Here is a 20,084-nt window from a genome sequence, read left to right as displayed (position 1 = left end):
GGCAAAAGGTTCTGCCTAAAGAGGTGGTGTTTGTGGGTAATGAAGAAAACGCCTGATTTTATTCTCATCATCGTAACACTTTCATTGTTGACAATCGGAATGATTATGGTTTATAGTGCGAGTGCAGTTTGGGCCTCTTATAAAATGGGGGACTCATTCTTTTTTGCAAAAAGACAATTACTGTTTGCGGGTCTTGGTGTAGTAGCTATGTTTTTTATTATGAAAATTGATTATTGGGTGTGGCGTACGTATTCAAAAGTGATTTTGCTAGTTTGCTTCATTCTTCTTATTCTCGTTCTTATTCCTGGAGTAGGTCTTGTTCGAGGAGGAGCACGAAGTTGGATTGGAATCGGAGCATTTTCGATTCAACCGTCAGAATTTATGAAGTTTGCGATGATTATTTTCTTGGCAAAGTTTTTAGCAGAACGGCAAAAATTGATTACATCTTTTAAACGTGGTTTATTACCGGCTCTTAGTTTTGTTTTTCTTGCTTTTGGGATGATTATGTTACAGCCAGACCTTGGAACAGGAACGGTAATGGTTGGGACATGTATCATTATGATATTCATTTCGGGAGCGAGAGTCTTTCACTTTGCAATGTTTGGTTTGATTGGTGTAGCAGGATTTGTAGGGTTAATTGCATCAGCACCGTATCGAATGAAACGCATTACATCATATTTAGATCCGTGGTCAGATCCGCTCGGGAGTGGATTTCAAATTATCCAATCATTACTTGCAATTGGACCTGGTGGATTATTTGGGCTTGGACTTGGACAAAGTAGACAAAAATTTCTTTATTTACCTGAACCGCAAACTGACTTTATATTTGCGATCTTATCCGAGGAATTAGGTTTTATTGGTGGTTCATTTGTGTTATTATTATTTAGTCTATTATTATGGCGCGGGATTCGTATCGCATTAGGAGCGCCAGATTTATATGGTACGTTTTTAGCAGTAGGTATTGTGGCGATGATTGCGATTCAAGTAATGATTAATGTTGGTGTTGTAACAGGACTGATGCCTGTTACGGGTATTACCTTGCCGTTTTTAAGTTATGGTGGATCAAGTTTGACATTAATGTTAATGGCAGTAGGTGTATTATTAAATATAAGTCGCCATTCTCGCTACTAAACCCTGTTTATAAGACAGGGTTTTTCGTATGTGTGTAAAAATGCAATATGTATATAGAAATAAGTATAATGGAAATAAGAAAAGAGAAGCGGAGGAGTTAGTAGTGCGTGTATTAGTGAGTGGTGGGGGTACTGGTGGTCATATTTATCCAGCTCTTGCTTTAATTAGAGAAATAAAAAAGTTAAATCCAGAAGCGAGATTTTTATATATTGGTACGGAAAATGGACTAGAGAGTACAATCGTTCCAAAAGCAGGTATACCATTTCAATCTATTGTTATAAGTGGATTTAAACGAAAAATATCATTAGATAATGTGAAAACAGTAATGCGTTTTCTAAAAGGTGTACAGGATAGTAAACGATACATTCGTCGTTTTAATCCGGATATCGTAATTGGAACGGGTGGATATGTATGTGGACCAGTTGTATACGCTGCAGCCAAACTAGGTATTCCAACTATTGTACATGAACAAAATAGTGTACCAGGTGTAACGAACAAGTTTTTAAGCCGTTATGTTGATAAAGTTGCTGTTTGTTTTGAAGCAGCTATAGAGCATTTTCCAGAGTCAAAAGTGGTAATGACAGGTAATCCACGAGCATCAGAGGTAATGGATCAAAATGGAATGAAGGGGAAACGTTCAGTTGGGCTTTCTCTTCCTAAAAAGTCTGTACTTATATTTGGTGGAAGTCGTGGGGCTAGACCGATTAACGATGCCTTCGTTGAAGCAATTGAACAGTTTGGGAACAAAAGCTACGAAATACTATATGTAACGGGTGAAGTACATTATGATAAAGTGATGGAAGCCGTGAAGCAAAAAGGGAACCCAAGCAATGTTATTATTAAGCCGTTCATTCATAATATGCCAGAAGTACTAACTGGTGTAGACCTTGTTGTTTCAAGGGCTGGGGCAACAACACTTGCAGAATTAACAGCGTTAGGAAAACCAAGTGTGTTAATACCGAGTCCGTATGTAACAAATAATCATCAGGAAAAGAATGCACGTTCAGTTGTTGATAAAGGAGCGGCAAAAATGTTACTTGAAAAAGATTTAACAGCTGAAACGCTTATTCGTGATATTGATGAGATTTTATTGAATGCACAAACATTACAAAATATGAAGCTAGCGGCTAAGCAACTAGGTATTCCAGATGCAGCAAATAAGCTGTATGAAGTGATGAATAAGCTTGTAAAAAAATAAAGTGAGGCTTTAATCAGTGGAGAGTGATTCTCTCTCTTTGATTATTATCTTTCACTAATAGGATGTTTACTGACATCCTGATTCCGCCTAATTTCTTTGTTATCGCCGAATTTTGATTTAGGAGCTGTACTGCCCGTAAATAGAGGGATAACGTTAGGTGAACGCCCTGCATATTATTGTCATAAGGAGACTTAATATGGGGGAGATTGTCTATGGAACAATTAGTAAATGAGCTTATAGAAGCAGACGTTGGTCGTGTTTTAGTTAACGAGCCGTTAGCACGTTATACAACTATGAAAATAGGTGGACCAGCGGATATTTTAATTGTGCCAAAGCATGTAGCCGGTATTGAAAAAACATTACAGTTAGTAAAGCAATACAAAACGAAGTGGACTGTAATTGGTCGCGGTTCAAACCTTCTTGTATCTGATCAAGGCATAGAAGGTGTTGTTATTCGTTTAGGAGAAGGATTAGATCACTTAGAGGTCGAAAAACATAAGGTAAGAGTTGGTAGTGGATATCCTCTTATTAAATTGTCAACTTTACTTAGTCGTCAAGGGTTAGCTGGATTGGAGTTTGCGAGCGGTATTCCAGGAAGTGTCGGTGGTGCAGTATACATGAATGCAGGTGCACATAAATCGGATATATCGAGTGTATTATCGAAGGCTCTCATTCTGTTTGAAGACGGTACAATTGACTGGTTAACGAATAAAGAACTGGAGTTTTCTTATCGGGCATCTGTATTGCAAACGAAACGTCCTGGTATTGTTTTAGAGGCGGTGTTTCAATTACAGGCGGGAAAACGTGAAGAAATTGTACGTAGTATGCAAAATAATAAAGATTACCGCCGTGAAACGCAACCATGGAATCACCCGTGTGCAGGAAGTGTATTTCGGAATCCAATCCCACATTTTGCAGGAGATTTAGTAGAAAAAGCAGGGCTTCGTGGTTATAGGATTGGTGGAGCTCAAATTTCTGAAATGCATGGCAATTTTATTGTTAATACCGGGGGAGCTTCAGCGCAAGATGTATTGTCTTTAATTGAATTAATAAAACATACAATTAAGGATAAATTTGATGTAGATATGCACACAGAAGTAGAAATCATTGGAAGATAACGGTTATTCGTTCCGCTCATTATCATTTATGTTATAATAAGAAGATAAGAACGGCATGAGGAACATGCCGTTCTTTATGTTACATAGGGGGATCGTACATGAATAATAGTAAAGTGATTAAACTACAAGATCGTGTACCAAAATTGAAAAATCAAAAGAAAAAAAACAAAAAAAATGTTAATCATCGATTGATTTTATACATATCAATTTTATTTTTATTAGTGCTCTTTTTAATTTATTTTCGGTCTCCGCTTAGTAATATAAAAAAGATTAGTGTGTTTGGAAATCACTATATGACGGATGAGCAAGTAATGAAGGATTCAGGCGTGACATATGATACAAGTTATTTCCGAGTGACAGCACATAAAGCTGAAGAAAACTTAACGAAGCGAAAAGAAATTAAAGCAGTAAATGTAAAAAAACGTTTTCCAAACAAGATTGATATTCATATCGAAGAATATTTAACGATTGGTTATATAAATAAAGAGGGAAAATTACAACCGTTATTAGAAAATGGAAAAACGCTTGATGTACTACCTAATGGAAAACTTCCTGTTGCAGCACCGATTTTTGAACCTTTTAAAGAAGAGAAAATGAAGGAGTTAATCGCTGAACTAGAAAAATTAACACCAGCTATTTTAAAATCTATTTCGGAGATTCGCTATTCACCAACGAATGCGAATGAAGATCATCTTACTTTATATATGAATGAAGGTTATGAAGTGAGCACTACGATTCAAAATTTCGCAAAACGTATGGAAGCCTATCCACTTATTTTAAAAACAATTGAGCCAGGTAAGAAGGTATTAATTGACTTAGAAGTAGGTGCATATACGAAAGAATTAGGTGCGGAAGAAAAAAAAGAATAGAATGGTAGTTTTCGTTGCTTATAGCAGAAAAAACGAAACGAATGTTCTATTATATGTATACGAATTTAGAAGAATGGTTCATTTGATGAAAAATATGTAAAAATTCTTAGATTCATACTAGTATTGGTACAAGTTTCACTTTTCTATGAGTACATCTTAGTGTAGACTTATACTTGGCGGTAAACTTTACACTCGAAATAGAATTATTTCAAGATAAGCAGTTATTCATAGTTTACTGCGATATTCTTAATTGAATGCTAAATAAAAATAAGAAAAATATAGGGTTAAAAAAGGGAAACGTATAAAGACGTTGAATATTTTTCTTATAAATAGTAAAGTTGCGATTGTTGTTCCATATATTGAGTTGTATGGTATAAATAAAGAAGGAGGTGCCAAAGAATGAACAGCAATGAAATATATGTTAGTCTTGACATCGGTACATCCAATGTTAAAGTCATCATTGGTGAAATGGTTAATGACAGCTTAAACATTATTGGTGTTGGAAATGTAAAATCAAATGGTTTAAAGAAGGGATCGATAGTTGATATAGACGAGACTGTTCGATCAATTAAAAAAGCAATTGAACAAGCTGAGCGCATGGTGGGAATCCACATTGAGCAAGTTGTAGTAGGTGTCAATGCAAACCAGGTACAGCTACTTCCTTGTCACGGAGTAGTCGCTGTTTCAAATGAAGATCGTGAAATCGGGAATGAAGATGTCTTACGCGTTCTAGATGCAGCACAAGTTGTGTCAATTGCTCCAGAACGTGAGTTTATTGATGTGGTACCTCGACAGTTCATCGTAGACGGTCTTGACGAGATTAACGATCCACGCGGGATGATCGGTGTAAGATTAGAAATGGAAGGTACACTTATTACAGGCTCGAGAACTTTACTACATAACCTACTTCGTTGTGTAGAAAAAGCAGGTCTTGAAATTGTTGATATTTGTCTTCAACCTTTAGCGGCTGCAACAGTTGCTATATCTTCAGATGAAAAAAATAGAGGAGTAGCCCTTGTTGATATGGGGGGAGGATCTACAACTTTATCTATTTTTAAAGATGGAGAGTTACAAGCGACGAGCGTATTACCATTAGGTGGAGACCATATAACGAAAGATATTGCGATTGGGTTGAAAACTTCAACAGAAAATGCAGATCAAATTAAGTTGAAATATGGACATGCTTTTTATGATACAGCATCTGAAGAAGAGATGTTTACGGTTCCTATTATGGGAAGTGATCAAACAGAACAATATTCTCAGTTGGAATTATCGGATATAATAGAGGCTCGTGTAGAGGAAATTTTAATGTTTGTTCAAGATGAAGTGCGTAAGTTAGGAGTAAAGCAAGTGGCTTCTGGTTATGTACTAACTGGCGGAATTGCTTCTATGCCAGGTGTTCTTGATCTTGCATATGATATTTTACATGAAAATGTTCGTGTAGCAACTCCTGATTATATTGGTGTGCGTGAGCCTCAATATACAAGTGGAGTTGGATTAATTAAACATTCTTATCAAAAAGCTAAATTACGTGGGAAAAATGTGCAGGAAAAGCAAGAGCATTTTGAACCAGTACCAGCACCAGCACCAACGCCGGTACAACAGCAACCCGCGAAACAAAAAACTCGTAATCAAAACAATAATAATCAAAATGATGACCGCATGATGTCAAAAGTAAAACGTGTATTCCGTTATTTATGGGATTAAAATTGGACACGAAAAATGAGGTTCTAGGGGGATTTCGACATGTTAGAGTTTGATACTACTCAAGATCAATTAGCGAATATAAAAGTTATCGGTGTCGGCGGTGGCGGAAACAATGCTGTAAACCGTATGATTGAACACGGTGTACAAGGTGTAGACTTTATCGCTGTGAACACTGATGCACAAGCATTAAATCTATCAAAAGCTGAAACAAAAATGCAAATTGGTGGAAAATTAACGCGTGGACTTGGTGCAGGCGCAAACCCTGAAGTAGGGAAAAAAGCTGCAGAAGAAAGTAAAGAACAGATCCAAGAAGCACTTCGTGGTGCGGATATGGTCTTCGTAACTGCCGGTATGGGCGGTGGAACTGGAACTGGTGCAGCTCCAGTTGTTGCTCAAGTTGCAAAAGAATTAGGTGCTTTAACAGTTGGTGTTGTAACACGTCCATTTACTTTTGAAGGACGTAAGCGTGCGACGCAAGCAGCATCTGGTATTGCAGCATTTAAAGAAAATGTAGATACTCTTATTGTAATTCCAAACGATCGCTTATTAGAGATTGTTGATAAAAATACGCCAATGTTAGAAGCATTCCGTGAAGCTGATAACGTATTACGTCAAGGTGTTCAAGGTATTTCGGATTTAATTGCAACGCCAGGTTTAATTAACTTAGACTTTGCAGACGTAAAGACAATTATGTCTAATAGAGGTTCTGCTTTAATGGGTATTGGTTCTGGTAACGGGGAAAATCGTGCTGCAGAAGCTGCGAAAAAAGCGATTTCTAGTCCATTACTAGAAACATCTATTGATGGAGCTCAAGGTGTTATCATGAACATTACGGGTGGCGCTAACTTAAGCTTATATGAAGTACAAGAAGCGGCAGATATTGTAGCTTCAGCTTCAGATCCAGAAGTAAATATGATCTTCGGTTCTGTTATTAACGAAGGATTAAAAGATGATATCGTTGTAACTGTAATTGCAACTGGTTTTGATGATAGCATTGCAACTCAACCACCAAAACCAATTATTCGTCCGAATGCGAACCACACGCAACAACAGCAACAACCAGTAGCTCAACCTTCAAAACAACGTGAAGTAAAACGTGAAATGAAGCGTGAAGAGCCAGTTGTACATGAGCGTCATTCAGATTCAGATGATATCGATATTCCAGCATTTTTACGTAACCGTCGTAGACGATAAAAAAAGGAGCTTTCATGCTCCTTTTTTGTTTTTTAAATGGAAAAGACCTGCTAAGCAGGTCTTTTTTTTATTTGGTATATTTTGTTGGTGAAAATAAGAGTATATCATTCTATGAATTTGTACTTTTATTTTTTACCGACAGATTATGTCTAGAAATCACAAAATAACAAAAAAACACCTCCGCAAATTGACACACTTTCCTATTGGATATGCATTATACTAGTCTCAACTTGAAAAAAGAGGTGAATTGTTTGGTTGTTTACGCCGACGTTGTTTGGTTGTTAAACGCCTGCATTGATTTTCTTTTGCTTTTATTAACAGCTACCGTGTTAAAAAAGAAAATCAAAAAATGGAGGCTTGTGTTAGGGGCATTTATAGGTTCAACTATTGTTATTTTTGCCTTTACTCCTTTTGCTTCTATGATGACACATCCAATTATGAAACTACTGTACTCATTACTTATTGTGTATACAGCATTTGGGTTTACAACATTTAGAAATTATGCACAAACTGTTTTTACTTTTTACTTTGTAACCTTTATGGTTGGCGGAGGATTAATTGGAACTCATTTCTTTTTGCAAACGAATGAAATGGTAAATGGATTGGTTCAATCTCAGTCAATTTCTTACGGTGATCCAATTAGTTGGTTATTTGTTATTTTTGGTTTTCCAGTAATTTATTATTTTTCTAAAAAGCGTATTGAAAGCGTAGAGGTCACGAAAATACACTATGATCAAATTGTGAAAGTAAAAATTCAATTAGCAGAAGAAGAACTAGAACTGGCAGGTCTTATTGACAGTGGGAACCAACTTTATGACCCATTAACAAAAACACCCGTTATGATTATGCATGTTTCATCATTAGAACATTGCTTACCATCTTGGTTAACAGAACAAATTTATTCCAAAACAGAAATTCCTCAAATACCAGAAAATGATTCTGGTTGGGCGACAAAATTACGCTTAATTCCTTTCCGTGCAGTAGGAGTAGAGAGTCAATTTTTGTGGGCAATTAAGCCTGACAGTGTGCAAGTTGACCATGAAGGTAGTTCTATTGTTGTAAACAAAGTATTAATTGGATTAAATACACAACAGCTGTCTACTAATGGGGAGTATCAATGTATTGTGCATCCAAAAATATTAATTTCGCAAAAAATGGTAATCGCTTAATAATGAGAGGCGGGATAATATGATGAAATTAAAATTTTATTTAGTATACCTTTGGTATAAAGTATTGCTGAAATTAGGAATTAAGACCGATGAAATTTATTATATTGGTGGAAGTGAAGCGTTGCCACCACCGTTAACAAAAGAAGAAGAGGAAGTTCTTTTGAATAAATTGCCAAAAGGAGATCAGGCAGCAAGGTCATTACTTATTGAACGTAACTTAAGGCTCGTTGTATATATAGCAAGAAAGTTTGAAAATACAGGGATAAATATTGAAGATTTGATTAGTATCGGAACAATCGGCCTTATTAAAGCGGTAAATACATTTAATCCAGAAAAGAAAATAAAATTAGCAACATATGCATCGCGTTGTATAGAAAATGAAATTTTAATGCATTTACGTCGAAATAACAAAAATCGTTCGGAAGTTTCTTTTGATGAACCACTAAACATTGATTGGGATGGGAATGAACTGTTATTGTCTGACGTGTTAGGTACAGATGATGATATTATTACAAAAGATTTAGAAGCTACTGTAGATCGTCACCTTTTAATGAAAGCATTACACCAATTAAATGATCGTGAAAAACAAATTATGGAACTTCGGTTTGGGCTTGCTGGAGGAGAGGAAAAGACGCAAAAAGATGTGGCTGATATGCTTGGGATTTCACAGTCATACATTTCGCGTTTAGAAAAAAGAATTATAAAAAGATTACGAAAAGAATTTAATAAAATGGTGTAAAGAATAAGACCAGCCGTTATGTAGGCTGGTCTTATTCTATTTAGTTGTATTAGGAAAGATAATTTAAATAACAAATCGTGAAAAAACCACATGCATAAAATCCCCTTCAAAGGAAATACTTTACACTGTACAGCAACTCCCGATAGGAGGGAACACTTTGACGAGAAACAAAGTAGAAATTTGCGGTGTTGATACAGCTAAACTTCCAGTATTAAAAAATGAAGAGATGCGTAAATTATTTCGTGAAATGCAAAGTGGAGAGATAAGCGCAAGAGAAAAATTAGTGAATGGAAACTTACGTCTTGTACTGAGCGTCATCCAAAGATTTAATAACAGAGGAGAATATGTTGACGATTTATTTCAAGTTGGTTGCATCGGACTTATGAAATCAATTGATAATTTTGATTTAGGCCAAAATGTAAAATTTTCAACGTATGCTGTGCCGATGATTATTGGGGAAATACGCAGATATTTGCGTGATAATAATCCGATTCGCGTATCGCGCTCATTGCGAGATATTGCGTATAAAGCTTTGCAAGTAAGAGAAAAGTTGATTGCAGAAAATTCAAAAGAACCAACAGCAATGGATATTGCAAAAGTGCTAGAAGTAACTCATGAAGAGATAGTATTTGCTTTAGATGCAATTCAAGATCCAGTCTCATTATTTGAACCGATTTATAATGATGGGGGAGATCCTATCTTTGTTATGGATCAGTTAAGTGATGAAAAACAAAAGGACGAGCAGTGGGTTGAAGAATTAGCATTGAAAGAAGGAATGAAGCGTTTAAATGATAGAGAGAAAATGATTATTAGAAAACGTTTCTTCCAAGGAAAGACACAGATGGAAGTTGCAGAAGAAATTGGGATTTCCCAAGCGCAAGTATCACGTTTAGAGAAGTCAGCCATTAAACAAATGAATAAAACGATTCAAGGATAAGGTCTCACCAATTATGGTGAGACCTTTTTATATGTAATATGGTTTGTGCTCATAGTAGGGGATTAGTGTTCATATAATTTCGTATAGGTGGCTTCCTGTAAATATGAGAAACAGTTTCCAATTTGTCATATAAGGGAGAGGATGAAAATGGTGATACGAATTTCAGAGTTACAGATGAAGGATGTTATAAATATTTCAGATGGAAAAAGGATTGGGAATATTGGAGATATTGAAATTGATATGAACACAGGGAAAATTTGTTCTGTTATTATTTCCAAACAGACACGTATGCTAGGTATTTTTGGAAAAGATGTTGAGATTGTAATTCCTTGGAAGGAAATTGTGAAAATTGGGGAAGATGTCATACTTGTAAGAGTAAATCCTGTTAATTCTGTAACAGAATCAATACAAACACCGACAATTTCATAAAGAATATTACAAATTCCTCTTTTTTTTCTGTTAGGATTATGAAAAAATAAAAGTATGGTAAAATAGACAGGAAGTACCATGCTTTTTTCTGTTATTTTAATTAAAAGGAGCCGCTTTATTATGAGAGAACCATTTAAATATGTGGACGGTATACTGTATTTACAAGCGTGGAAAGAACTTGGAAACATTACTGCTGGATTTACGACAAAAGATGGTGGGATAAGTACGGGCTCCTTTCATGCGATGAATTTAGGATTACATGTGAATGATATCGTGGAGAACGTTCATGAAAACAGACGCATTTTAGCAAATAAGTTACAAAAACCATTAGAAAACTGGATTTGCTCTGAACAAGTTCATGCTCATCATGTTGAAAAAGTAGGGCAACAGGAAAAGGGAAGTGGTGTCTATTCATATGAGGACGGCATTTCAAAAACAGATGGCATTTATACGAGCAATGAAGATGTTCTGTTAACGTCTTGTTACGCGGATTGTGTTCCGCTCTATTTTTATGCACCATCACATGGTATGATAGGACTTGCGCATGCTGGATGGAAAGGTACTGTACAAGAGATTGCAAAGGAAATGATTCAAAAGTGGAATGCAGAAGGTATTTCAAGTGATGAAATTCATGTTGCAATTGGGCCGTCGATCGGATCTTGTTGTTATGTTGTGGATGATCGTGTATTAACAGCAGCACAGGAAGTAGTTAGGGGTGCTGTTCCTCATCAAAAAATTTCTGACGGGCAGTACGCAATTAATTTAAAAGAAATTAATCGTATATTATGTGTACAAGCAGGCATAAAAGAAGAGCATATTGTAATGTCATCTCTTTGTACAAGCTGTGAAGAGCAACTATTTTTCTCTCATCGTCGTGATCAAGGTAAGACAGGAAGAATGTTGAGTTTCATAGGTTTTAAGGAGGAAGAAAGCAAGTGACAGTACAAGAAAATTTAGTAATTGTAAACGAAGCTATTAAAGAATCTTGCGCTCGAGCTGGACGTTCGTTGCAAGATATTAAACTTGTTGCAGTTACAAAAACTGTAGGGATTGAAAAAACAAACGAAGTAATTGAAGCTGGAGTTATCGATTTAGGTGAAAATAGAAATGAAGGTTTCTTACAGAAATACGAGCATTTCGGTTCAAAAGTTAATTGGCACTTTATTGGCTCATTACAAACGAGAAAAGTAAAAGAAATCATTAATGAAATTGATTATTTACATTCGTTAGATCGTCTTTCACTGGCGAAAGAAATTCAGAAACGTGCTGATAAGAAAGTGAAATGCTTTATTCAAGTGAAAACCTCATCTGAAGAATCGAAGCAAGGATTGGCAATAGAAGAGGTTGTTTCTTTTATTCAAAGTTTGCAAGAATTCGATAAAATTGAAGTGGTTGGACTAATGACGATGGCTCCATTTACAGAAGAAGAGGAAGAAATCAGACGCTGTTTTAAGGAATTACGTATGCTGCAAACAGAGGTGCAGGAGCTAGAGTTATTACATGCGCCATGTAAAGAATTATCAATGGGAATGTCCAACGATTACAAGATTGCAATTGAAGAAGGGGCTACATATATTCGTTTGGGAACGATTTTAGTAGGAAAAGCGTAAAAGGAAGGAGAATCTTATTATGAGTTGGTCAAAAGTAAAATACTTCTTTTTTGATACACCGGAAGAAAAAGAAGCAGCTCAATATGGTTATGAAAAGGAGCAAACAGACATGAAAAAGCAGCAAGATCCACCAGAACAACAAGACGTTACGTTTCCGAAAGCGCAACCGAAGCAAAATGTTGTGAGTATTGAAACAGCAAAACAATCTTCAAAAGTTGTTTTATTAGAACCACGCACATATTCGGAAGCACAAGGGATTGCGGACCACTTAAAAGGTAGACGAGCTGTTGTAATTAATTTGCAGAGAATGTCTACTGATCAAGCGGTACGTATCGTTGACTTTTTAAGTGGTACTGTATACGCTATAGGCGGGGACATTCAAAAAATAGGGCCGAAAACATTTATGTGTACACCTGAAAATGTAGATATTGTTGGTGCGATTTCAGAGTTATTCGGTGAAGAAGAAGAAACAAATATAAAGAGGTGGTAATACGCCATGACAACAGTTTTTATAGTGTTAAGTTATGCTATCGAGATTTACTCGTGGGCACTTATTATTTACATTCTCCTATCATGGTTTCCTGGTGCGAAGGAATCATCTTTTGGAGAGTTCCTGGCACGTATTTGTGAACCGTATTTAGAACCGTTCCGCCGCTTTATTCCGCCGCTTGGAATGATTGATATTTCTCCAATCGTTGCGATCTTTGCGTTGAAACTTGCTAAAACTGGTTTGTTCAGTTTATTAAGCTATTTCTTATAGTAAGAAGGTAAATACATGAGCATCTACGAACATTTTAGGCCTGATGAGGAGGTCTTTGTGGATAAAGTGCTAGAGTGGAAGCGAGCGGCGGAGTACCATCAAGTGAAGTTAACGGATTTTCTCGATCCTAGGCAACAACAAATTGTTTCTATGGTAATAGGACAAGGTGATGTTGCTGTGCAATTTGGTGGTGCAACGCCTAATGCAGAGCGTAAAAGAGCACTTATTTATCCAGACTATCTAGAATTAAATGAAGAAGAATTTCAAGTAGAAGTATTAGAAATTGACTATCCTTCCAAGTTTTATACGCTAGAACATAGGCAAATATTAGGTACATTTATGTCTCTTGGTTTAACAAGAGAAAAATGTGGTGATATTTTGCTGCAAGAAAATCGTGCCCAAATTGTAGTTGCGAAAGAAATTGTATCGTATATTGAGATGAACTTACAATCAATAGGGAAAGTAAAAGTCTCTTTAGCGTCAGTGCATGGAGAACAAATTCTACAGATACATGAAACGTGGGGAGAGAAATCTGGAACGGTTTCTTCACTTCGTTTAGATGTTATGTTAGCTGAAATGTTACATTTATCTAGACAGAAAGTACAACCTTTCATAAAAAATGGTTTAGTAAAAGTCAATTGGAAAACAGTGGAGCAAACTTCTTATGAATGTTATCCAGGAGATGTTTTTTCTGTTAGAGGATATGGCCGAAGTAAATTATTTTCTGTAGAAGGTAGAACAAAACGCGACAAATGGAGAATTTTGTATGGTATACTAAAATGATTGGTTTTTTAGAAGGAAATCCTCCTATTTTGTCGAAGAAAAGATATAATTGAAAGAGGAAATTTAGATAACTACTTGGAGGTGGCGTTGTGCCGTTAACACCATTAGATATTCATAACAAAGAATTTGGTCGCGGATTCCGTGGCTATGATGAAGATCAAGTAAATGAGTTTCTTGATCAAATTATCAAAGATTATGAATTGGTCATTCGTGAGAAAAAAGCTTTAGAAGAAAAAGTTGCGCAGTTAGAAGGGAAGTTAGATCATTTCTCTAATATTGAAGATACGTTAAACAAATCTATCGTTGTTGCACAAGAAGCAGCGGAAGAAGTAAAACGTAATGCGCAAAAAGAAGCGAAATTAATTGTGCGTGAAGCTGAAAAGAATGCTGATCGTATTATTAACGAAGCATTAGTAAAATCAAGAAAAGTTGCTTTTGATATTGAAGAGCTAAAGAAACAAGCGAAAGTATTCCGAACTCGTTTCCGTATGTTATTAGAAACACAGCTTGAGATGTTAAACAACGATGATTGGGATAAACTAATTGAATTAGAAGACGAAGTAGATGAACTGTTGAAAAAAGAAGAAACAGTGTAAGCTTGACGTTTTTCTCATTATTACATATAATTTTAAACAACATATTTATTAAGAAAAACGAAGATAGGGATAAGTACCTTTTCAAACCTTATATAGCGAACTGAGGATGGTGTAAGCTCAGGATAAGGAGATAGTGGGAATATCACCCTGGAGTTCCGCGCTGAACAAATAGAGTAAGCGTAGGCGTGTATTCGCGTTAAGAATATAAAGAGGATTCTATACATATGTATATGATCTACTAGGGTGGTACCGCGGGAGACTTTCTCGTCCCTTTTTGGGATGAGAAGGTCTCTTTTTTATTCCGTTTTTTAAGTATTTCTTTTATACATGTAAGGAGGAATTGAGCATGGAGTACAAAAATACATTACTGATGCCAAAAACTGAGTTCCCAATGCGTGGGAATTTACCAAAACGTGAGCCTGCAATGCAAGAAAAATGGGCTGAAATGAATATTTACGAAAAAGTACAAGAACATACAAAAGGTCGTCCTTTATTTGTATTGCATGATGGACCTCCATATGCGAATGGTGACATTCATATGGGACATGCATTAAATAAAGTATTAAAAGACTTTATTGTTCGTTATAAATCAATGAGTGGTTTTAGTGCGCCATATGTTCCAGGATGGGATACGCACGGTTTACCAATTGAACAAGCTTTAACAAATAAAGGTGTAAAACGTAAAGAAATGACAGTTGCTGAGTTCCGTAAGTTATGTGCAGAGTATGCATATGAACAAGTAGAACGTCAACGTGAACAATTTAAGCGTCTAGGTGTACGTGCAGATTGGGATAATCCATATATTACTTTAGAGCCAGCTTATGAAGCACAACAAATTAAAGTGTTTGGTGACATGGCGAAAAAAGGTTATATCTATAAAGGTCAAAAACCAGTTTACTGGTCTCCAACGAGTGAATCTGCTTTAGCGGAAGCTGAAATTGAATATCAAGATAAAAAATCAGCATCTATTTACGTAGCATTCCCTGTAAAAGATGGAAAGAACGTATTAGAAGGTGATGAAAAGTACATCATTTGGACAACAACACCTTGGACATTACCTGCAAACTTAGGTATTTCTGTTCATCCAGAGCTTGAATATAGCATTGTAAAAGTAAATGATGAGAAATATATCATTGCTTCTGAGCTGTTTGAGACAGTTGCAAAAACGTTAGAGTGGGAAAATGCTGAAGTTGTGAAAACAGTAAAAGGTAGCGAACTTGAGTATACAGTTGCAAAACATCCATTCTACAATCGTGATTCATTAGTTATGCTAGGAGATCACGTAACAACAGATGCAGGTACAGGTTGTGTTCATACAGCACCAGGACACGGGGAAGATGACTTCGTTGTTGGTAAAAAGTATGGATTAGAAGTACTTTGCCCAGTCGATGATAAAGGTGTATTAACAAATGAGGCACCTGGATTTGAAGGCTTATTCTATGATAAAGCTAACAAACCAATTACAGAAAAATTAGAAGAAGTAGGCGCGTTACTGAAACTAACATTCATTACACATTCATACCCACATGATTGGAGAACGAAAAAACCAATTATTTTCCGTGCGACAGCACAGTGGTTTGCATCTATTGAAGCATTCCGTAAAGAATTAATAGAAGCTGTAGCAGAAACAAAATGGGTACCAGCATGGGGAGAAACTCGTCTTCATAATATGGTTCGTGACCGTGGTGACTGGTGTATTTCTCGTCAGCGTGCATGGGGTGTGCCAATTCCGGTATTCTATGCTGAGAATGGTGATCCAATTATTACGGATGAAACAATTAACCATGTAGCAGATTTATTCCGTGAACACGGTTCTAACGTATGGTTCGAGCGTGAAGCGAAAGATCTATTACCAGAAGGATTTACACATCCAGGTAGCCCAAATGGCGAATTCCGTAAAGAAACAGACATCATGGATGTATGGTTCGATTCAGGTTCTTCTCACCAAGCGGTATTAGAAGAGCGCGAAGATTTACAGCGTCCAGCTGATTTATATTTAGAAGGATCTGACCAGTATCGTGGTTGGTTTAACTCTTCATTATCAACAGCAGTTGCTGTAACAGGTAAAGCTCCATATAAAGGCGTACTAAGCCACGGTTTCGTACTAGATGGTGAAGGACGTAAAATGAGTAAGTCGATTGGAAACATCGTCGTACCGAAGAAAATCATGGATCAATTAGGCGGAGACATTTTACGCTTATGGGTATCTTCTGTTGACTATCAATCTGACGTACGTATTTCAGATGATATTTTAAAACAAGTAGCAGAAGTGTATCGTAAAATCCGTAACACATTCCGTTTCTTATTAGGAAACTTAGACGACTTTAAGCCAAGTGAAAATGCAGTAGCTGTAGCTGAACTTCGTGAAGTAGATCGTTACATGTTAGTAAAATTAAATGACTTAATTACAAAAGTTAAAGAAGCATATGAGACATACGACTTCGCTGCTGTGTATCATGCAATTCATAACTTCTGTACAATTGATTTAAGTTCATTCTACTTAGACTTTGCAAAAGACATTTTATACATTGAAGGTGCAAACCACGAAGATCGTCGTGCAATTCAAACTGTATTATATGATGTTCTTGTTGCGTTAACGAAACTTGTAACACCAATCTTACCGCACACAGCTGATGAAGTATGGCCATATATTCCAGGCGTAACAGAAGAAAGTGTACAATTAACTGATATGCCAGAAGCTGTACAATTAGATGACGCGGAAGCGTTAAAAACAAAATGGGATGCATTTATGACATTACGTGATGACGTGTTAAAAGCACTAGAAGTAGCTCGTAATGAAAAAGTAATCGGTAAGTCATTAAATGCAAGCATTACGCTATATCCAACTGCAGAAATGAAAGCTATGTTAGAGTCTATTAGCGAAGACTTAAAGCAATTATTCATCGTTTCTGAGTATAAACTTGGTGGTATGATGGATGAAGCGCCAGCAGATGCACCGAAGTATGAACATACAGCGGTTGTTGTTGTTCAAGCAACTGGTGAAACATGTGAACGTTGTTGGGTAGTTTCAGAAACAATTGGTAAAGATGCTGAACATGAAACATTATGTGAGCGTTGTGCAACAGTTGTTAAAGAAAACTATGTAAAATAATAAAAAACTGACTGCTATTGATGCGGTCAGTTTTTTTGTTGATGGCATATCAAGATCACTTTCAGACTCTTTCCTGTGAAGGAAAAATGTGTGTGAGGTAAGCAAATAAATTTCGGACACACTAACTGTACATTACAGCTAGGAGGAATGTACACGTGAATGAAATTTACATGGAAATAAAAGAAGAATTGCAATTGATGAGAAAAGAGTTGCAAGAGAGACTAGCTAAAGAAGTAATGCACAAATATGATGTCGAGTTCAGCCAAGAGCTTGGATATGAAATTAAGGAAGAGATAAAGAAAAAATTGCTATTACATGATATAAAAGAGGATTTAAAGGATGTAGAACGCGCATTATTTAAAATGGAAATAGACATGTATGGTATTTGTGAAGAGACAGGGAGATTAATTTCGACAAAGCAAATGAAGACAATGCCGACTGCCCGTACGATTCATGAATTCTTCTACGAAAAGGTAAATGTATGAATACGCACAACGATATTATATTACCTTTTTTAAATTTATTTTATTCTTCTATAAAGGTTCATTGTGAAAAGGTAGCAGCTATGCTAAAATTTTGAGGTACACTGTCTTTGTGGGGGAAATGAAAATGATATATTATGTAATAGCGTTATTCGTCATTGCTATCGATCAAATATCGAAGTGGTTAATTGTAAAGAACATGGAATTGGGTACGAGTATTCCGATTATCGACAATGTATTATACATAACATCACATCGAAATAGAGGCGCTGCTTGGGGTATTTTAGAAAATAAAATGTGGTTCTTCTACATTATTACAGTTATTTTTGTAGTGTTTATTGTATTTTATATGAAAAAGTATGCGAAAACAGACAAGCTTCTAGGTATTTCGTTAAGCCTAATTTTGGGCGGGGCAATTGGTAACTTTATTGATCGTGTATTTAGACAAGAAGTAGTGGATTTCATTCACGTGTATATTTTCTCGTACAACTATCCAGTATTCAATATAGCTGATTCAGCATTATGTATTGGTGTTGTATTAATTATTATTCAAACATTATTAGAAGGCAAGAAAGCGAAGGAGTAATTGAATGAGTGAAGTAGTACAAGTAACAGTTGCAGCAGAGCAAAAAAACGAGCGAATTGATAAATTCGTTGCAGGGATAAATAACGAATGGTCACGTACGCAAGTGCAGCAATGGATTAAAGATGACGTTGTGACAGTAAACGGAAAAGCGGTAAAAGGGAATTATAAAGTAAAAGAAGAAGATGAAATTACAGTAACAATTCCTGAACCAGAAGAGTTAGATATTCAACCAGAGGATTTAAATTTAGAAATTTATTATGAAGATGCAGATGTGCTTGTTGTAAATAAGCCACGTGGTATGGTTGTACATCCAGCACCAGGGCATACAAGTGGTACACTTGTAAACGGCCTTATGCACCATTGTACAGACTTATCAGGCATTAACGGTGTAATGCGCCCAGGTATCGTGCATCGTATTGATAAAGATACATCTGGACTATTAATGGTTGCTAAAAATGATATGGCACATGAATCGCTTGTAAATCAGCTTGTAGCAAAAACAGTAACGAGACGTTACAAAGCGATTGTACACGGTGTGATTCCGCATGATAAGGGAACGATTGATGCTCCGATTGCTCGTGATAAGAAAGAGCGTCAAAGTATGACAGTTGATGAAAATGGTAAGAACGCTGTTACGCACTTCCAAGTGTTAGAACGCTTTAAAGACTTTACGCTTGTAGAATGTCGCTTAGAAACGGGACGTACGCACCAAATTCGTGTTCATATGAAATATATTGGCTATCCACTTGCAGGAGATCCGAAGTATGGTCCGAAGAAAACGTTAGATATGAATGGACAAGCACTTCATGCGGGTATTTTAGGCTTTGATCATCCTCGTACTGGTGAATATATTCAGTTTGAGGCACCGATTCCAGAAGTGTTTGAAGACGTATTAAATATTTTACGAAAATAGTATTGACAAATCATAAGAAAACTGAGATACTGACAACAGTTAAATAATGATCCTTTAACACAGCCCCGTGAGGTTGAGAAGGTAACGGTTTGAAATACTTAGGGTATGTTGTACCCTTTTTTCAAAAGTCCTCTCGCACACGCTGAGAGGACTTTTTTTATACCATTACTCTCACGCAAGAAAAAAGCTTGGAGGTGTAGAGCATGCAAGAGAAAGCTGTCGTTTTAGATGACCAAATGATTCGCCGCGCTTTAACACGAATTAGTCATGAAATCGTGGAACGAAATAAAGGTGTCGATAATTGTGTTCTTGTCGGAATTAAAACTCGTGGAATTTTTATTGCACAACGTTTGGCAGAACGAATTGGTCAAATTGAAGGAAAAGAAATGGAAGTTGGAGAGTTAGACATTACGTTATATCGTGATGATTTAACACTACAATCGAAAAATAAAGAACCACTTGTAAAAGGTTCTGATATCCCTGTAGATATTACGAAGAAGAAAGTTATCCTTGTGGATGACGTATTATATACAGGAAGAACAGTTCGAGCAGCAATGGATGCTCTTATGGATTTAGGTAGACCATCTCAAATCCAATTGGCGGTTCTTGTTGATAGAGGTCATCGCGAATTACCAATTCGCGCTGATTATGTAGGGAAGAACATTCCAACATCAAGTGAAGAGCGTATCGAAGTTGATTTGCAAGAGACAGATCAACAAGATCGAGTAAGCATATACGATAAGTAAAGCCC

At 36.3% G+C, this 20,084-nt stretch carries 21 protein-coding genes and 1 other annotated feature; all 21 genes read left to right on the top strand.

Features of this window, described 5'->3' with window-relative positions; all coding sequences use genetic code 11:
- Positions 1-39: 39 nt before the first annotated feature.
- The 21 genes from spoVE to pyrR all read left to right on the top strand — a co-directional run bounded on the left by spoVE (position 40) and on the right by pyrR (position 20,079).
- On the top strand, positions 40-1,131 hold the full coding sequence (spoVE, locus tag NST86_RS19870; protein ID WP_000753520.1) for a stage V sporulation protein E: 1,092 nt from the start codon (positions 40-42) through the stop codon (positions 1,129-1,131).
- 103 nt (positions 1,132-1,234) lie between these two features.
- A complete protein-coding gene (murG, locus tag NST86_RS19865; protein WP_021728036.1) occupies positions 1,235-2,329 on the top strand; it encodes an undecaprenyldiphospho-muramoylpentapeptide beta-N-acetylglucosaminyltransferase in 1,095 nt (364 codons plus the stop codon).
- A 212-nt stretch (positions 2,330-2,541) separates the two neighbouring features.
- Entirely contained in the window at positions 2,542-3,447 is a 906-nt protein-coding gene (murB, locus tag NST86_RS19860; protein ID WP_000437024.1) for a UDP-N-acetylmuramate dehydrogenase, read from the top strand.
- A 98-nt stretch (positions 3,448-3,545) separates the two neighbouring features.
- On the top strand, positions 3,546-4,316 hold the full coding sequence (divIB, locus tag NST86_RS19855; protein ID WP_001065789.1) for a cell division protein DivIB: 771 nt from the start codon (positions 3,546-3,548) through the stop codon (positions 4,314-4,316).
- 399 nt (positions 4,317-4,715) lie between these two features.
- Entirely contained in the window at positions 4,716-6,023 is a 1,308-nt protein-coding gene (ftsA, locus tag NST86_RS19850; protein ID WP_001087557.1) for a cell division protein FtsA, read from the top strand.
- A gap of 39 nt (positions 6,024-6,062) precedes the next feature.
- On the top strand, positions 6,063-7,217 hold the full coding sequence (gene ftsZ, locus NST86_RS19845; RefSeq protein WP_000888984.1) for a cell division protein FtsZ: 1,155 nt from the start codon (positions 6,063-6,065) through the stop codon (positions 7,215-7,217).
- Positions 7,218-7,468: 251 nt separating this feature from the next.
- Complete coding sequence (gene spoIIGA, locus NST86_RS19840; protein WP_061663492.1) at positions 7,469-8,386, top strand: sigma-E processing peptidase SpoIIGA; 918 nt, start codon at positions 7,469-7,471, stop codon at positions 8,384-8,386.
- Between the two features lie 19 nt (positions 8,387-8,405).
- Positions 8,406-9,125 (top strand): RNA polymerase sporulation sigma factor SigE, encoded by a 720-nt coding sequence (gene sigE, locus NST86_RS19835; RefSeq protein ID WP_000976948.1) that lies wholly within the window; start codon positions 8,406-8,408, stop codon positions 9,123-9,125.
- A 157-nt stretch (positions 9,126-9,282) separates the two neighbouring features.
- Positions 9,283-10,062, top strand: coding sequence for an RNA polymerase sporulation sigma factor SigG (gene sigG / locus NST86_RS19830; protein WP_000197755.1), 780 nt, complete (start codon positions 9,283-9,285; stop codon positions 10,060-10,062).
- Positions 10,063-10,209: 147 nt separating this feature from the next.
- Positions 10,210-10,491 carry a YlmC/YmxH family sporulation protein gene (locus tag NST86_RS19825; protein ID WP_000236745.1) on the top strand — a complete coding sequence of 94 codons (282 nt, stop codon included), beginning with the start codon at positions 10,210-10,212 and terminating at the stop codon, positions 10,489-10,491.
- A gap of 120 nt (positions 10,492-10,611) precedes the next feature.
- Positions 10,612-11,430, top strand: a complete 819-nt coding sequence (pgeF, locus tag NST86_RS19820) for a peptidoglycan editing factor PgeF (protein WP_001209006.1) — start codon at positions 10,612-10,614, stop codon at positions 11,428-11,430.
- The gene (locus NST86_RS19815; protein ID WP_000218007.1) at positions 11,427-12,101 is read left to right on the top strand and encodes a YggS family pyridoxal phosphate-dependent enzyme; all 675 of its coding nucleotides are present in this window, start codon (positions 11,427-11,429) and stop codon (positions 12,099-12,101) included. The genes pgeF and NST86_RS19815 overlap by 4 nt, the downstream gene beginning before the upstream one ends.
- A gap of 19 nt (positions 12,102-12,120) precedes the next feature.
- Entirely contained in the window at positions 12,121-12,591 is a 471-nt protein-coding gene (locus tag NST86_RS19810; RefSeq protein WP_000119129.1) for a cell division protein SepF, read from the top strand.
- A gap of 6 nt (positions 12,592-12,597) precedes the next feature.
- On the top strand, positions 12,598-12,861 hold the full coding sequence (locus NST86_RS19805; protein WP_000214233.1) for a YggT family protein: 264 nt from the start codon (positions 12,598-12,600) through the stop codon (positions 12,859-12,861).
- Positions 12,862-12,876: 15 nt separating this feature from the next.
- On the top strand, positions 12,877-13,644 hold the full coding sequence (locus tag NST86_RS19800) for a YlmH family RNA-binding protein (protein ID WP_016118557.1): 768 nt from the start codon (positions 12,877-12,879) through the stop codon (positions 13,642-13,644).
- Between the two features lie 89 nt (positions 13,645-13,733).
- On the top strand, positions 13,734-14,240 hold the full coding sequence (gene divIVA / locus NST86_RS19795) for a septum site-determining protein DivIVA (protein ID WP_001131611.1): 507 nt from the start codon (positions 13,734-13,736) through the stop codon (positions 14,238-14,240).
- A 51-nt stretch (positions 14,241-14,291) separates the two neighbouring features.
- Positions 14,292-14,515 (top strand) — a binding site (T-box leader).
- Positions 14,516-14,586: 71 nt separating this feature from the next.
- Positions 14,587-17,352: an isoleucine--tRNA ligase gene (gene ileS2, locus NST86_RS19790; RefSeq protein WP_000455920.1), complete on the top strand. Its 2,766-nt coding sequence runs from the start codon at positions 14,587-14,589 to the stop codon at positions 17,350-17,352.
- A 155-nt stretch (positions 17,353-17,507) separates the two neighbouring features.
- On the top strand, positions 17,508-17,837 hold the full coding sequence (locus NST86_RS19785) for a molecular chaperone DnaK (protein WP_001002956.1): 330 nt from the start codon (positions 17,508-17,510) through the stop codon (positions 17,835-17,837).
- 124 nt (positions 17,838-17,961) lie between these two features.
- Positions 17,962-18,420, top strand: coding sequence for a lipoprotein signal peptidase LspA (gene lspA / locus NST86_RS19780; protein ID WP_061663493.1), 459 nt, complete (start codon positions 17,962-17,964; stop codon positions 18,418-18,420).
- Positions 18,421-18,424: 4 nt separating this feature from the next.
- On the top strand, positions 18,425-19,333 hold the full coding sequence (locus NST86_RS19775; protein ID WP_000005830.1) for an RluA family pseudouridine synthase: 909 nt from the start codon (positions 18,425-18,427) through the stop codon (positions 19,331-19,333).
- A gap of 203 nt (positions 19,334-19,536) precedes the next feature.
- Complete coding sequence (gene pyrR, locus NST86_RS19770) at positions 19,537-20,079, top strand: bifunctional pyrimidine operon transcriptional regulator/uracil phosphoribosyltransferase (protein WP_001156491.1); 543 nt, start codon at positions 19,537-19,539, stop codon at positions 20,077-20,079.
- Positions 20,080-20,084 lie beyond the last annotated feature (5 nt).

This window comes from Bacillus sp. FSL L8-0199, assembly GCF_038005705.1.
Lineage (GTDB): Bacteria > Bacillota > Bacilli > Bacillales > Bacillaceae_G > Bacillus_A > Bacillus_A cereus.
Note: the sequence above shows the minus strand (reverse complement) of the source record. Positions and strands in the feature narration are given on the sequence as shown.